The sequence below is a fragment of the Nonomuraea sp. NPDC050540 genome (assembly GCF_044457485.1).
Taxonomy (GTDB): Bacteria; Actinomycetota; Actinomycetes; order Streptosporangiales; family Streptosporangiaceae; genus Nonomuraea.
In genome coordinates, this window is the sequence record NZ_JBITHA010000009.1 from 134,313 (window position 1) to 148,553 (window position 14,241).

A 14,241-nucleotide genomic window follows, 5' to 3' on the forward strand; every position below is an offset into this window, starting at 1 on the left:
CTCGGCGGCCAGGAGGGACAGCGATGGGCTTGCACGTGGAAAGCCGGGCCTCCGACTCGCCCTACATCGATCGGGTATGGCGCAGCCGGAGCTCCGACATCGCCCAGATGATGTCCATCGCGGCGGCCCGCTGGGACCTCGTCTTCTGGGAGCACCGGGGCCAGGTCTGCGCCGCCGTACAGGGGCCCGAGACGCGGGCGCGCGCCGCGCCCGTCCCCGAGGACGCGACGTTCTTCGGCATCACCTTCTCCCTCGGCACCGCGATGCCCCACCTGCCCATCGACCGGCTCGTCGACAACTCCGCGACGATCCCCGGCACCACCGGCAGCTCGTTCTGGCTGAAGGGCTCGACCTGGCGCCTGCCCGGCTACGACGACGCCGAGGCGTTCGTCCGGCGGCTCGTCCGCGAGGACGTCCTGGCCCGCGACCCGATCGTCGCCGCCGCGCTCGACGGCACCCGCCCGGAGGTCTCGGACCGCACGCTCCAACGACGGTTCCTGGCGGCCACCGGCCTCACCCGCGGGGCCGTACGCCAGATCGACCGGGCGAGGCACGCGGCGATCCTTCTGCGGGACGGCCGCCCGGCCCAGGAGGTGGTCCACCGGCTCGGCTACTTCGACCAGCCCCACCTGGCCCGCTCGCTGACCCGGTTCATCGGCCGGACCGCCACGCAGCTGGCCGGCCCGCCGCAGCCGGAACCGCTGTCGCTTCTGTACAAGACCTGACCGGCCGTTCCGGCCTACCCTCCCACTCGTATCGAACGACCTAAGGAGCACCGCGATGGCGAAGATCATCTCCAGTTTCTTCATCTCCCTGGACGGCGTCGTCGAGTCGCCCGACAAGTGGCACTTCCCGTACTGGAGCGATGAGATGGGCGCCGTGATCATGGAGGGCATGGGCAGCGCCGCCGGCTTCCTCATGGGCCGCACGCTGTACGACGAGTGGTCCTCCTACTGGCCGACCGCCGAGGCCGACCCGGAGGCCGGCAGGTCCCTCAACGAGAGCCGCAAGTGGGTCGTGTCCAACAGCCTCGAAAAGGCCGACTGGAACAACACCACGATCATCTCCGGCGACGTCGCCGCCAAGATCCGCGACCTCAAGGAGCAGACCGAGGGCGACATCCAGATGTCCGGCTCCGCGACGACGGTCCGCTGGCTCCTGGCCCAAGGGCTCCTGGACCAGCTGAACCTGCTCGTCCACCCCATCGTCGTCGGCCATGGCCGGCGGTTGTTCGAGGACACCCCGACCCACCCGCTGAAGCTCACCAACTCCGTGACCTTCGACAGCGGCGTCCTGAACCTCTCCTACGTCCCGGCCCCCAGCTAAGCGATCACCAGCCGAGCCCCGGGCAGCCCGCCATCGGCCGCCATGGGTCGTTCGAACGTCGCCGGGAGCATAGGCGGTCACGGAGCAACGTCAATGTGCCCGATCCCATGGGATCGTGGCTCGCCTCCGTGGACAATTCCGGTATGACGACCCGGCGCTGGGTGCTCGTGGGAACGGCCGTGCTGGTGGCCGTTCTGGCGATCCTGTTCGCCGTCCTGGGATGGGACACCGCGAACCGGCTCGCCTCGCTGTTGTCCGCGCTCGCGGGCGTGGCCGCCGTCGGAGTCGCGGTGTGGGCCGCGCTGCCCACCGGGACCGGGGTACGGGTCTCCCGCACGGGCAGGGCCACGGCCGGGAACGGCGGTTCCGCCAACACGGGTCTGACCGGTCGCACCCAGGCCGGGCCGGTTCGCGTGGACAAGACCGGCGACGCCGACGGCGGTGACGCCAACACCGGCGTCAGGCTCGGCTGATGGCGCGGTGGTCGAGGAACGACATCAGGCGGACCGGCGCCGCCACGGCCGGCGACCAGAGCTACGTCAACACCGGCGGCCACTACGGCGACGTCTACCTGGCGGGCGCGGCCCCGGTCGCGCAGTCGGCGTACCGGGAGCAGGTCGAGCAGATCTTCCCGTGGGATCTCGTGGACCGGGAGTACGAGCTGGCCGAGCTGGCCGCCTTCTGCACGGGTGAGCACAAGGCCGCGTACGCGTGGTGGCAGGGGCCGCCCTGGGCGGGGAAGTCCGCGCTGATGGCGACGTTCGTGCTCCATCCGCCGCCGGGTGTCCGCGTCGTCTCGTTCTTCGTCACCGCGCGTTACGCGGGCCAGAGCGACTGGCAGGCGTTCCTGGACGTGGTCATGGAACAGCTCGCCGAACTGCTGCACCAGCCCATGCCGGCACTGCTGCTGGAGAGCACGCGGACCGCGTGGTTCGCCCGCCTGCTGAAGGACGCGGCGCTGGCCTGCCGGCAGGCGGGCGAGCGTCTGGTCCTGCTGGTGGATGGGCTGGACGAGGATCGAGGAGCGAGCGGATCGGGCGCGCAGAGCATCGCCGCCCTCCTGCCCGCCGCGCCGCCGTACGGCATGCGGATCATCGTGGCCGGGCGGCCCGATCCGCCGGTGCCGGCGAACGTTCCCGCCCACCACCCGCTGCGCGACCGCGGCGTCATCCGGGCGCTGAGCCCGTCGGCCGAGGCCCAGATCGTCAGGGACGACGCCGAGCGCGAACTGGACGTGCTGCTGTCCGGCGACACCGCCGCGCACCGCCTGCTGGGTCTGCTGGTCGCCGCCGGTGGCGGCCTGAGCAGCCGGGATCTCGCCGAGCTCACCGGTATGACGGTCAGCTCGGTGGACAAACGGCTGCGCGCGGTGTCCGGCCGTACCTTCAGCAGCCGCGACAGCCATTGGCAGCCCAGAGACGGCGCCAAGGTCTTCGTCCTGGCCCACGAGGAGTTGCAGAAGACGGCGGCGGCCACGCTGGGCGAGGCCGCGCTGGACGGGCACCGCAGGGATCTGCACGCGTGGGCCGACGGCTACCGCGAGCGCGGCTGGCCGGCCGGCACCCCCGAGTACCTGCTGCGCGGATACCACCGGCTGCTTCAGGAAGCGTCGGACCTGCCGCGCATGGTGGCCCACGCCACCGACCAGACCAGGCTCGACCGCATGCTCGACATCAGCGGCGGCGACGCCACGGCCCTGGCCGAGGTTCTCACCTGCCAGGCGGTCATCCGCGCCCAGCCGGAACCCGACCTGTACGCGGTGCTGACGCTGGCGCGCATCCGGGAACGGCTGGCCGGCCGCAACGCGTACATCCCCAGCCAGTTGCCCGCGGTGTGGGCCGAACTCGGCAACCCGACCCGCGGGGAGGCTCTGGCGCGCGGCATCACCAACCCGGAACGCCAGACGCGCGCGCTGGTCGGGCTGATGAAGGTGCTGGCGGCCACGAAACGGCACGAGCACGCCCTGCTCGCCGCCGAGCACGCGAGAAGCGCGGCGGAGGCCCTCACGAACGCCGACAGCCAGATCAAGTACCTGATCTCCCTGTCGGAGCACCTGACCAGAGCGAGCTACCACGACCAGGCACTCGACGTGGCCCGGGACGTCGAGGAGCGCATCGGCGCGCAGGCGGCCGCCTCGCGGTGGTCCACGCACGCCCGGCTGGTCGACGCGCGGATCGCGACGGGCCGCCTCGACGACGCCGAGCGGACGGCGGAATCCATCGGCGCGCCGGACCCGCGCATCCTGGCGTACGCGGACCTGATCAGGGCGCTCGTCGCCGCGGGCCGGCACGACGCGGCCCAGCGGACGGCGGCGAAGGCCACGGCTTTGGCCCGCACCGTCCGCGGCGAGGAGGGCATGGCCCCCGCGTTCGTCGCCCTGGCCCGCGCGCTGGCCGCGGCGGACGAGCCGAAGGCGGCCGGTGAGCTGCTGGAGGGCGCGGAGGCGGATGCGGAGCAGCGCTTCGCGGACGAGTTCCCCGAGACGCTGGCAGAGCTGATCAAGATCTACGCCAAGGTGGGCCTGGGCGGCCGCGCGAGCGCCCTGGCCGACAGGGCCAGGGCGAAGGCGCAGAACGGTGACCAGCTGGGCGCCCTGGTGTCCGCGCTGGCCGAAGCGGGGTTGTTCAGGCCGGCAGAAGCGATGCTGACCATGATCCGGCCGGAGGAGGGCGAGCCCGCGGCGGACGCGCGGAACAAGGCGTTCCTCGCCATGGCGGGCGGCCTGTCGAAGGCGGGGAAGTTCTGGGAGGCCGCCGCCTTCGTCCATCGCATCACCCATGAGGAGACGCGCTCGCTCGCCCGATCCCGGCAGGCGATGGCCCTGGCCATGGCGGGTGAACTGGCGGAGGCCGAAGGCATGGTGCGGCGCATGTCCGCGCCGGGCGACCGGGTGAACACGCTGGCGGTCCTGGTCATAGCGACCCAGGCGAGCGGCGACAGCGAGCACGCCCGGCGCCTGGCCCGTCAGGCCGACACCGAGGCCGAATCCATCGGCGACCCGCACGCCCAGGTCGGCGCCCGCATGAACCTGCTGGCGGCGCTGACCAAGGCGGGACACCAGGACCACGCGCGGGAGGTGGCGCACGGCGTGGAGGCCGTCGCCCGCTCCATCACCCATCCCGGCATCGAGATGCAGACCCACCTGGAACTGATCGCCGCCCTCGCCGCATCGGGCCAGAACGAGCGGATCGGTCTGGTGGCCGGCCAGGCGATGTCGGTCGCCCGCGGGGTGCCGGAATCCCAGGAGCGCTCCCATGCCCTGGTCGGCCTGGCCGATCAGCTGGCCGCGGTCGGTCACCTGGACCTGGCTGTGGAGGCGGCGGTCGCCGTACCCCTGCCTGAGGTACGTCACCACGCGTTCGCGCGGCTGACCGCGGACCTCCTCGCGGCGGGCGCGCTCGACAGGGCCCGGTCGCTCGCCGAGGACATCACCGATCCCCGGGTACGGGCCGGCGTCCTGATCTCGCTGCTCGCGAAGCTGGCCGGGGGCGAGGACGGCGAGCGGGCGGCCGCGGTGGCCGCGGACGCCGAGAGCGCCGTCGGATCCATCGTCGACCTGGACGCGCAGACGAGGGCGCTGGCCCGGCTCGTCTCCGTCCTCGGCAGCGCCGGCCAGTGGTCCCGGGCCGAGTCCGCCGCCCGTTCCGTCGACGACCCCTACGCCCAGAGCCAGGCGCTCGCCGCGCTCACGACCGCGCTCATCGAGGCCGACCGGCTGCCAGAGGCCAGGAACACCGCCCGCACGATCCCGGTGCCCGAGGTCCAGACCCGCGCCCTCACCGAGACGGTGAAGGGCTTGGCCGCCGCGGGCCTGCTCGACGAGGCCGAGGAGATCATCCGCGACATCCCCGACCTGGAGACGGCCGTCGAGGGGCTCTGGGCCATCGCGCGGGCCGACCCTTCACGGGCCCGCCGGCTGATCGCCTGGGCCTCGGCCAGGGTCCGGCCGGGCCTGCTGCTGGAGACCGTCGCCAGGATCGAACCCTCGGTGCTGGCCCGGCTCGCGACCCAGGACCGCGCCTGACTCAGGAGCTGTTCAGCGAGACGTTCCAGAAGCCGGCGTAGCGGCCGCCGCGGCGCAGCAGCTCGTCGTGGCCGCCCTCCTCCACGATCCCGCCGTCGTCGAGGAAGACGATGCGGTCGGCGCGGCGGACGGTCCGCATCCGATGCGCCACCATCACCACGGTACGGCCGGCCATCAGATGTTCGATCCCCTCATGGACGGCCGCCTCGTTCACCGGGTCCAGGGCGGAGGTGACCTCGTCCAGCAGCACGATGGGCGCGTCCTTCAGCAGCGCCCGCGCGATCGAGACACGCTGGCGCTCGCCGCCCGACAGCAGCGCGCCGCCCTCGCCGACGTTCGTCGCCCAGCCGCCGGGCAGCCGCTCGATCACCTCGTCCAGCCGGGCGGCGGTGGCGGCGGCCCGTACGTCGGCGTCGTCGGCGCCGGGGCGTCCGAGCCGTACGTTCTCCTCGATCGTGCCGTCGAAGAGGTAGACGTCCTGGAAGACGATGGAGATCCGCTCCATCAGCGCCTCTGAGCTCATCGCGCGCACGTCCACGCCGCCCACCCGGACGGTGCCCGCGTCCACGTCGTAGAAGCGCGCGAGCAGTTGCAGCAGCGTGCTCTTGCCCGAGCCGGACGGCCCGACCACGGCCAGCCGCTGTCCCTGCGGCACGGACAGCGACACCTCGTCGAGCACCGTCCGCTCGCCGTGCCGGAAGGTGACGGCCTCGAACTCCAGGTCGTGGCCGCGCGGCAGGACCGGGTCGCGGGGTTCCGGCAGCGGTTCGGTACGCAGCACCGCGTCGAGCCTGGCCAGCTCGGCCCGCGCGCCGCGTACCTTGCCGCCGATGTCCGACAGCGACAGCAGCGGGTCGGCGCTGCGGGCGGCCAGCACCAGGATCGCCAGCATCTCCGCCACTCCGACGCCCCCGCCGAGCGCGAGGTAGGCGCCTAGGACCAGCAGCGCGGTGAACACCGCCTGCACGGTGATCGTCGTGGCCACCACGCCGGACAGCGCCGACAGCACGGTACGGCGGGAGGCCCGCTGGAGTTCGCTCAGCGAGTCGTCGAGCAGCCGGAACCGCTCGTGGGTCCGGCCACCGGCGCGCAGCACCGGCTGGGCCTGCAAATATTCGATGACCCGCCCGGTCGCCTCGTGTCCGCGCTCCGCGGTCCGCGCGTCGGCGGCGGCCATCGAGCGTCCCGACCAGGCCTGGATCGCCGCCACGACCGGCACGGCGACCAGCGCGGCCAGCCCCAGCTGCCAGTTGAAGGCGAGCATCACGGCCACGATCGTCAGCGGAGTCACCCCGGCCGCGATGAACGGCGACAGCAGGTGCGCGATCACGCTCATCGCCTGCAGCACGCCCTCACCGGCCAGGACCGACACCTGCCCGACGCGCCGGGCGTCGTACCAGCCGATGGGCAGCCGGGCCAGATGCCCGCCGAGCCGGTGGTACATGCCGCGCAACAGCGAGATCCCCATCCGGAATCCGGACAGATCACTGAAGTAGCGCAGCCCGGCGTAGAGCGCGACCGCGACCCCGAACGCGACCAGCCAGGGCACGGCCTCCCCCGGCGTGCCCCCGAACAGCGCCCGCAGCACCGGGAACAGCAGCGCGTAGGACAACCCCTCGGCCACCGCGGTCGCGGTCATCAGGGCCACGGTGCGGCGCAACGGCCGGGCGTACTCGTCGCCCAGCACACGAAGCAGCATGCGGATCATCAGAGTTCGTCTCCCTGCGGTGATCGGTGGGACTGCCAGAACGCGGCGAACCTGCCGCCTCGCGCCAGCAACTCGGCGGGCCCGCCGCGCTCGACGATCTCGCCGTCCTCCAGCAGGACGACGGTGTCGGCGTCGGCGACCGTCTCCAGGCGATGGGCGATGACCAGGATCGTGAGCTCACCCGCCAGCCGGGCCAGGGCCTGGCGTACCGCCTGTTCGGTGTGCGGGTCGGCGAAGGAGGTCGCCTCGTCGAGCACGAGGACGGGCGCGTCGGCGAGCAGCGCGCGGGCCAGCGAGATCCGCTGTGCCTCGCCGCCCGACAACCTCACGTCCTCGCCGATCACGGTGTCGTAGCCCCGTGGCAGTTCGAGCACACGCTCGTGGATGTTGGCCATGCGCGCGGCGCGTACCACGTCGTCGAGGTCGGCGTGCGGTACGGCCAGCGCGATGTTGTCCGCGACCGAGGCGCGCAGCAGGCGCACGTCCTGGAAGACGAAGGAGACCGACCGGTAGAGCTCCCGGCTGCCGAGCTCGCGCAGATCGACGCCGCCCAGCAGGACCGACCCGTGGCTCGGGTCGAAGAACCGCGGCAGCAGCTGGACCAGCGTGGACTTGCCGCCGCCCGACGGGCCGACGACGGCGGTGACCGTGCCCGGCTCCAGGACCAGGTCGATCCCGCGCAGCACCTCGTGATCGTCGTCGTAGCCGAACCGGACGCCGCGCAGCTCCACCCGGTGCCCCCGCGGCGCGACCGGGTGGGCGGGCTCGCGCAGGGACGGCACCGCGAGCACGTCCTTGATCCGCCCGACCGCGCGCCCGGCCGCCTGCATCTCGTCGAAGCCGTGGCCGAGAGCCGCCACCGGTGCGGTCAGCCCCAGCCCGAGCAGCAGGAACGGCAGCAGGTCGGCGGGGGCGAGACCCCCGGACGTGATCAGGACCGTGCCGCCGACCAGCACCACCAGCAGCACGAACGGCGGCGACAACGCCACCTGCATGCCCGCGCCGATCCCGGAGATGCCGTAGATCAGCCGGGAGAAGATGCCGACGAACTCGTCCACCGCCGTCACGAACCTGCGGTGGGCCCGCCCGGATCCGCCGAACGCCTTCACCACCGAGATCCCCTGCACGAACTCGACGACCGAGCTCGTGATCCGTCCCATGGCCGCGTCGAACGCCTTCTGCTCGCGCAGCCTGGCCGGGGTCATCATCAAGGGCACCAGCGCCAGGGCCAGCACGACCGGGATGAGCGTGATCAGCGTGAGCCGCCAGTCGACGGTGAACAGGTAGACGAGCGACACGAGCGGCACCACGAACGCGGAGACGAGCTCGCCCGGCGTGTGGGCGATGAACGGGTGCACGGCGCTCACGTCGTCGCCGACCACCTTGGCCAGCTCGCCGCTGTGGCGCCGGGAGAACCAGCCGATCGGCGCCCGTCCCAGCCGCGCCGCGAGCTGCCTGCGGAACATCAGCTGCACCTGGCCGTCGACCAGGTGCCCGATCCCGGACGACGCGGCCGTGAACAGCAGCCGGGCGAACAACCCGGCCGCTCCCGCGATCACGACGGTCCAGACGTGGCCGTGGTCGGGCGGGCCGGGCGACAGCAGCGTACGGCCCAGCTCGACGACCGCGAGCAGCGGTGCGAGCCCCGCGACGGCGCCGATCACCTGAAGGGCGACCACGGCGGCGAAACTCAGGGCATGGGGGCGCAGCAACCGCGCCATGCCCGGTGACTCGGTGACGTTCATCGCTTCTCCATGCGGCTGCCGCGCGGCAGGGTGACGGCCATGATGTTGCTGGGGATGTCGAGCTCGATGCGGTGCCAGCGCCCGCGCGGGACGACGGCCGCGGTTCCGGCGATCAGCCTGATCTCCTCCTCCGGCCGGCCGGGCCGTTCCGGACGCAGGTAGAGGCGGATCTTCCCGATGAGACAGGACACGAGCTCGTCGGCCTCGGGGTGGATCTCCCAGTGGTCGGCGTGGACGTCGGCGCCGGTCTTCGCGTGGAAGGCGGTCAGCCGCCAGCCGTCCTGGCCGGGGGTTCCGGCCTTGACCTGGCCGTCCTGGTGGAGATGGAGGGGGGAGGCGAACAGATCGATCGGGGTGATGGTCATGCCGGGACGACCTTCCTGCGCAGGACGGTGAGGGCGATGAGGGCGGCGACGGTCAGGAGCGCGGCGCAGACGGTCAGGCTGAGCGCGTAGCCGTCGGTGAGGGTCTGCGGCGTGAGGACCTGGCCGGTGCGGTGGTGTGCCACGGTGCCGAGGGCGGCCAGCCCGAGCGAGGCGCCGAGCTGGCGTGAGCTGTTGAGCAGGCCCGAGGCGGTGCCGCTCTCGTGGGCCGCGACGCCGGTGGTGGCCGTGGAGACGATCGGCCCGAGGCAGAGCCCGAACCCGACGCCGATCACGACCGACGGCGCCAGGACGTGGGTGAGGAAGGTACCGTCCGGGCTGATCATCCCGAACCAGATGAATCCGGCCCCGGTCAGCAGCCCGCCGGCGATCAGCAGTGTGCGCGGCGCGGCCCGGTAGCCGAGCTTGACCGCGAGCACGGACCCGGCGACCACCGCGAGCGCCATCGGCAGGAACATGAGTCCGGTCAGCGCCGGCCCCGTCCCGAGCACACGCTGGAGGTAGAGGGAGGCGAAGTAGAAGGACGCGGCCATGGCTCCGCCGACCAGCATGCTGAACAGGTTCGCGCCGAGTACCGACCGGTTGGCGAGCAGGCCGAGCCGGATCAGCGGCTCGCGCCGGGTGGTCAGCTCGACCCGCACGAACGCGACCAGCAGCGCGATCGCGACCGCGAGCGTCGTCACGGTGATCGGCGAGGTCCACGCATGGTGTTCGGTACGCACGACGCCGAACACCAGCAGGGTCACGCCCGCCGTGGCCAGGACGGCTCCGAGCACGTCCGGACGGCCGCCGCGAACCGGCGCCGGGCCCGCGGCGACACCTCTCCAGGCCAGGGCCAGCGCGCCTGCGGCCATCGGCACGTTCACGAACATCACCCAGCGCCAGCTCGCGTACTCGGTGAGCAGACCTCCGATCAGCACGCCGAGCGCGCCGCCCGCGGCGTTGGTGGCGCTCCATATGCCGAAGGCACGCACCCGCTCCCTGCCCCCCGGAAACGTCGTGGCCAGCAGCGACAACGCGGCCGGAGCCAGCGCGGCGGCTCCGATGCCCTGGGCGGCTCGGGCGGCGATCAGATGGGCGGGTTCCTGGGCGAAGCCGCCGATGAGCGAGGCGAGGCCGAACAGGCCGAGCCCCAGCAGAAGGACCTGTTTGCGGCCATACCGGTCGGCCGCCTTGCCACCGAGCAGGAGCAGCCCGCCGAAGGTGAGCGCGTAGGCGTGGATCACCCAGGTCAGTCCCACCGCGCTGAAGCCGAGGCCGGCCGCGATCTGCGGGAGTCCGACGTTGACCACCGACAGGTCCAGCGACACCATGAACTGCACGACCGCCACTGTCGCCAGCGTGGACCCCGTGCGTGTGCGGACCGATATCGTCATGCCCGCAATCGTGGTCGAGCCGCAGTTCAGGGGCGTCGTACCCGTGAAGTCAATTGCCGCTACCGCCCCGGCACCAGTGGCGGGCCCGACTACGCCGGCGGGAGTAGTCAGCCGTGGGACGCCGCCGAAAGGTCCTGCCCGTCGGCCCAGGTCTTGAGCCGGTCGGCATAGACCTGCTGGATCATCGGATAGAAGCCCTGCCCGAAGAGCACCCGCAGGGGCGGATTGTCCGAGTCGACGATCGTGAGCAGCGTCTGAGCGGCGGCGGCCGGATCCCCGGCGGGCTGGTCCTTCATCACCCCGGCCAGGCTCTGCCGCAGAGCGTCATAGGCCGGGTTGAGCTCCGCCATGAACCCGTTGTCCAGCGGATCGGGATTCTTCCCCTCCCTGGTGGCGAACCCGGCGGGCTCGATCACGGTCACCTTGATCCCGAATCCCGCGACCTCACGGGCCAGGGTCTCGTTGAGCGCTTCGAGAGCCCACTTGGAGGCCTGGTAGGCGCCTCCGAGCGGCATGGCGACGAGCCCGGCCACCGAGGACAGCTGGACGATGTGCCCCGAACCCTGCTCGCGCAGGTGGGGCAGCGCCGCCTGGAGAACCCAGACCGCCCCGAACAGGTTCGTCTCGAACTGGTCGCGCAGTTCCCGCTCGGTCAGCTCCTCGATCGCGCCGATCTGGGCGTATCCGGCATTGTTCACCACGACGTCGAGCCGCCCGAAGTGCTCCTTGGCCAGCTTCACGCTCTCGAAGACCGCGGCCTTGTCGGTCACGTCCAGCTCCAGCGGAAGCACCGCGTCGCCATAGGCGGCGACCAGCCCATCAAGGCTTCCGGCGTTCCGGGCGGTAGCCGCCACCCGGTCACCGCGCGAGAGGGCCGCCTCGGCGAAGTTACGGCCAAGCCCGCGCGACGACCCGGTGACGAACCAAACCTTGCTCATGATGTCTTCCCGTTCCTTCGCTGTCGGCTGCGTTCACCTCCTGAACCGGACAGCCGCACGATTCCTGACAGTGAAGGAACGTGACGTGACTCACCACCCGCTCATGATGGGCTGCCGCGGCCCGGCGGCCGCCCACTGCCGGGTGATGCGCTCAAGCTTGCCGGGGTTGACCTGAAGGTGGATCGCCGCGACCCCGCCGGGACCCACGTCGAGGCAGAAGACGCCGAAGACCCGCTCACCGGCCTGGACCAGCAGGGCGGGACCGCCGTTGACGACGGCGGCGTGGAAGGTGAGATTGTCGCCGTCGAGCATGGCCCGCTTGGCGTCGGTCGGCCGGAACACGTGCTCCAGGTACCGCGCGATACCCGGCGCGCCGACGATCGGGCCCCTGCGGGCCGGAACCCGGCCACCGCCGTCGGCCACGCTGACCGCGTCATCGGTGAGCAGCCGGACCAGCGGCTCGGTGTCGCCGCTGAGCGCCGCGGCCAGAAATCCTCGGACGATCTTCTCCGCCACCCCGGCGTCGACCTCGCCCCGGGAGCGCCCGGCGGCCAGGTGCTGCCTGGCCCGCCGGTAGATCTGCTGGCAGTTCACCTCGGTCAGGTCGAGGATCTCCGCGATCTCGCGATGGGGGTAGCCGAACGCCTCGCGCAGCACGTACACCACGCGCTCGTTGGGCGAGAGCCGTTCCATGAGGGTGAGCATCGCCATGGACACCGACTCCCGCTGCTCAGCGGTGTCGGCCGGGCCGAGCATGCGGTCCCCGGCCAGAACCGGCTCCGGCAGCCACTGCCCCACATAGGTCTCCCGCCGGACCCGCGCCGAGCCGAGCTGGCTGAGGCAGAGGTTGGTGAGCACCTTCGTGAGCCAGGCTTCGGGCGTCTCGATCAGCTCCCGGTCCGCCGCGTGCCACCGCAGGAAGGTGTCCTGCACCACGTCCTCGGCGTCACTGGCCGACCCCAGCAGCCGGTAGGCGATCGCCTCCAGGCGACCTCTGAAGCTCTCGAAGAAATCGGCCTCTAGCGACATGCTTCCATGCTCGACCATGCTGGGCGCCCTCCTCCAACCGCCCCCTGAGATGAGGCAGGGGTGACCCCAGGGCAGTACTCAGGGGCGCACCCGATGCCCGGCCGATCGCGCCCGGATCATGCTGTGCACATGCGGATCAGCTGGGCCGGTTGGGCCCTCATGACTGTGCTATCCCTGTTCATCGTCTCCGTCGCCGCCAAATATCTGACCTTCGACCCGGCGGTGTACTTCGAGCAGCAACGCGAGATCTACGTCGAACGTGTCCTCGCCCTCGGACTGCACATCTCCGGTGCGATCGTCGCCCTTGCGATCGGACCCCTGCAGTTCGTGGGAGCGATACGGCGCCGCCTGCCCCGCCTCCACCGCGCGATCGGAGTCCTCTACCTCCTGGGCTGCCTGGCCGGCGGAATCGGCGGCCTCCTCCTGGCCCCCACCGCCCACGGCGGCCCCATCGCCGGCCTGGGCTTCGCCGGCCTGGCCGTCAGCTGGCTGGTGACCGGTGCCATCGGTCTCCGCATGATCTTCACCGGCCGCGTGGCCGACCACCGCCGCTGGATGATCCGCAGCTTCGCCCTCACCTTCTCCGCCGTCACGCTGCGCCTCATGCTCCTCGTGTACGGCGGGCTGGCCTCGGCCGAGCTCATCACCCTCGACTTCACCACGGCCTACGTGGCGATCGCCTGGCTGTGCTGGGTCCCCAACCTCCTCATCGCCATCCACTTCACCCCGGCCCGGGTTCCGCACGCGTCAAGCACCGGCCGGCGGCGCGAGTTCGGTCGCGACCTCGACCGCGATCTCGATGGCGCGGCCGGCGAGCGGTGAGTGGGTACGGCCGGCCCGCCAGTGCAGGTAGATCTGCCGCGGTGGCAAGGAGGGCCGCAGCTCGTGGACGCGGAGCCGGTCGTCGGATGAGAGGTCGGCTCCGCGGATGGCGAGCCACGGCAGCACCGCCGAACCCAGACCCGCTCGCACCATCGAGAGCAGGGTGTCGTTGACCGCGCTGCGGAACACGAACTGCGGGCGGGCGCCGTTGCGGGCGAGGGCCTGTTCCATCAAGGGCTGGTCGCAGGTCAGGGGCCAGGCCACCATCGGGACTCCGTCCAGCCGCTCCAGCGCGACCGGCCCGTCGGGGAAGGCGCCGGCGCCCGCCACCAGCAGGTACGGATCGTCGAGCAGCTTGAGGTGATCGCTGTCGCCGTCGATGAGGCCGTCGTAGAACAGCAGGTCGAGGTCGCCGAGCTGCGGCTGGTCCGGCTCCTCCTCGGACAGCCTGATGTCGCAGCCGGGGTGCTCGGCGCGCAGGCGCCGTACCACCGAGGGGAGGATCACGTTGGACACGCTCTGGAACGTGCCGATGTCGATCCGGCCGTCGCCCGCCTTGAACCGGTCCACGGCGTCGTTCAGCGCGTCGGCCTTCGCCAGCAGGCCGCGAGCGTGATCGAGGACCACGACGCCGAGCGGGGTGAGGCGTACGGGCTTGGGGCCGCCCGGCCGGTCGAACACCAGGCCGCCGACGGCCCTCTCCAGCGCGGCGACCTGCTGGCTCACCGTGGACTGGGTGTAACCGAGCCGGGCGGCCGCCCGGCCGAACGAACCCTCCTCGGCGATGGCGGCCATCGCCGCCAGGTGGCGCAACTCGATGTCGGACACGTCCCCATCATAGTCCTTAGCGATTGAATCAATCGAGAATCATCGCTTTTCACGATTGAGAT

At 71.8% G+C, this 14,241-nt stretch carries 12 protein-coding genes; 5 read left to right on the top strand and 7 right to left on the bottom strand.

Going from position 1 to position 14,241, the window contains the following annotated elements:
- Window positions 1–23: 23 nt before the first annotated feature.
- From ACIBI5_RS29655 to ACIBI5_RS29670, 4 genes are all read left to right on the top strand, one after another.
- The gene (locus tag ACIBI5_RS29655; protein ID WP_397252030.1) at window positions 24–725 is read left to right on the top strand and encodes a helix-turn-helix domain-containing protein; all 702 of its coding nucleotides are present in this window, start codon (window positions 24–26) and stop codon (window positions 723–725) included.
- A gap of 55 nt (window positions 726–780) precedes the next feature.
- On the top strand, window positions 781–1,326 hold the full coding sequence (locus tag ACIBI5_RS29660) for a dihydrofolate reductase family protein (RefSeq protein ID WP_397252031.1): 546 nt from the start codon (window positions 781–783) through the stop codon (window positions 1,324–1,326).
- A 143-nt stretch (window positions 1,327–1,469) separates the two neighbouring features.
- The gene (locus tag ACIBI5_RS29665) at window positions 1,470–1,799 is read left to right on the top strand and encodes a hypothetical protein (RefSeq protein ID WP_397252032.1); all 330 of its coding nucleotides are present in this window, start codon (window positions 1,470–1,472) and stop codon (window positions 1,797–1,799) included.
- Entirely contained in the window at window positions 1,799–5,350 is a 3,552-nt protein-coding gene (locus ACIBI5_RS29670; RefSeq protein WP_397252033.1) for a hypothetical protein, read from the top strand. The genes ACIBI5_RS29665 and ACIBI5_RS29670 overlap by 1 nt, the downstream gene beginning before the upstream one ends.
- Before the next feature lies 1 nt (window position 5,351).
- Here the strand turns inward: ACIBI5_RS29670 and ACIBI5_RS29675 are convergent, their stop codons facing one another.
- The 6 genes from ACIBI5_RS29675 to sigJ form a co-directional block, all read right to left on the bottom strand.
- Window positions 5,352–7,049 carry an ABC transporter ATP-binding protein gene (locus ACIBI5_RS29675; protein WP_397252034.1) on the bottom strand — a complete coding sequence of 566 codons (1,698 nt, stop codon included), beginning with the start codon at window positions 7,047–7,049 and terminating at the stop codon, window positions 5,352–5,354.
- Between the two features lie 8 nt (window positions 7,050–7,057).
- Entirely contained in the window at window positions 7,058–8,803 is a 1,746-nt protein-coding gene (locus tag ACIBI5_RS29680) for an ABC transporter ATP-binding protein (RefSeq protein WP_397252035.1), read from the bottom strand.
- The gene (locus ACIBI5_RS29685) at window positions 8,800–9,168 is read right to left on the bottom strand and encodes a cupin (protein WP_397252036.1); all 369 of its coding nucleotides are present in this window, start codon (window positions 9,166–9,168) and stop codon (window positions 8,800–8,802) included. The genes ACIBI5_RS29680 and ACIBI5_RS29685 overlap by 4 nt, the downstream gene beginning before the upstream one ends.
- The gene (locus tag ACIBI5_RS29690; protein WP_397252037.1) at window positions 9,165–10,562 is read right to left on the bottom strand and encodes an MFS transporter; all 1,398 of its coding nucleotides are present in this window, start codon (window positions 10,560–10,562) and stop codon (window positions 9,165–9,167) included. The genes ACIBI5_RS29685 and ACIBI5_RS29690 overlap by 4 nt, the downstream gene beginning before the upstream one ends.
- A 107-nt stretch (window positions 10,563–10,669) precedes the next feature.
- Complete coding sequence (locus ACIBI5_RS29695; RefSeq protein WP_397252038.1) at window positions 10,670–11,500, bottom strand: SDR family NAD(P)-dependent oxidoreductase; 831 nt, start codon at window positions 11,498–11,500, stop codon at window positions 10,670–10,672.
- A 90-nt stretch (window positions 11,501–11,590) separates the two neighbouring features.
- Window positions 11,591–12,529: an RNA polymerase sigma factor SigJ gene (gene sigJ / locus ACIBI5_RS29700; RefSeq protein ID WP_397252039.1), complete on the bottom strand. Its 939-nt coding sequence runs from the start codon at window positions 12,527–12,529 to the stop codon at window positions 11,591–11,593.
- A gap of 159 nt (window positions 12,530–12,688) precedes the next feature.
- Between sigJ and ACIBI5_RS29705 the strand changes: the two genes are divergently transcribed.
- A complete protein-coding gene (locus ACIBI5_RS29705) occupies window positions 12,689–13,351 on the top strand; it encodes a DUF2306 domain-containing protein (RefSeq protein ID WP_397252040.1) in 663 nt (220 codons plus the stop codon).
- Here the strand turns inward: ACIBI5_RS29705 and ACIBI5_RS29710 are convergent.
- On the bottom strand, window positions 13,277–14,179 hold the full coding sequence (locus tag ACIBI5_RS29710) for a LysR family transcriptional regulator (protein ID WP_397252041.1): 903 nt from the start codon (window positions 14,177–14,179) through the stop codon (window positions 13,277–13,279). The genes ACIBI5_RS29705 and ACIBI5_RS29710 overlap by 75 nt on opposite strands.
- Window positions 14,180–14,241 lie beyond the last annotated feature (62 nt).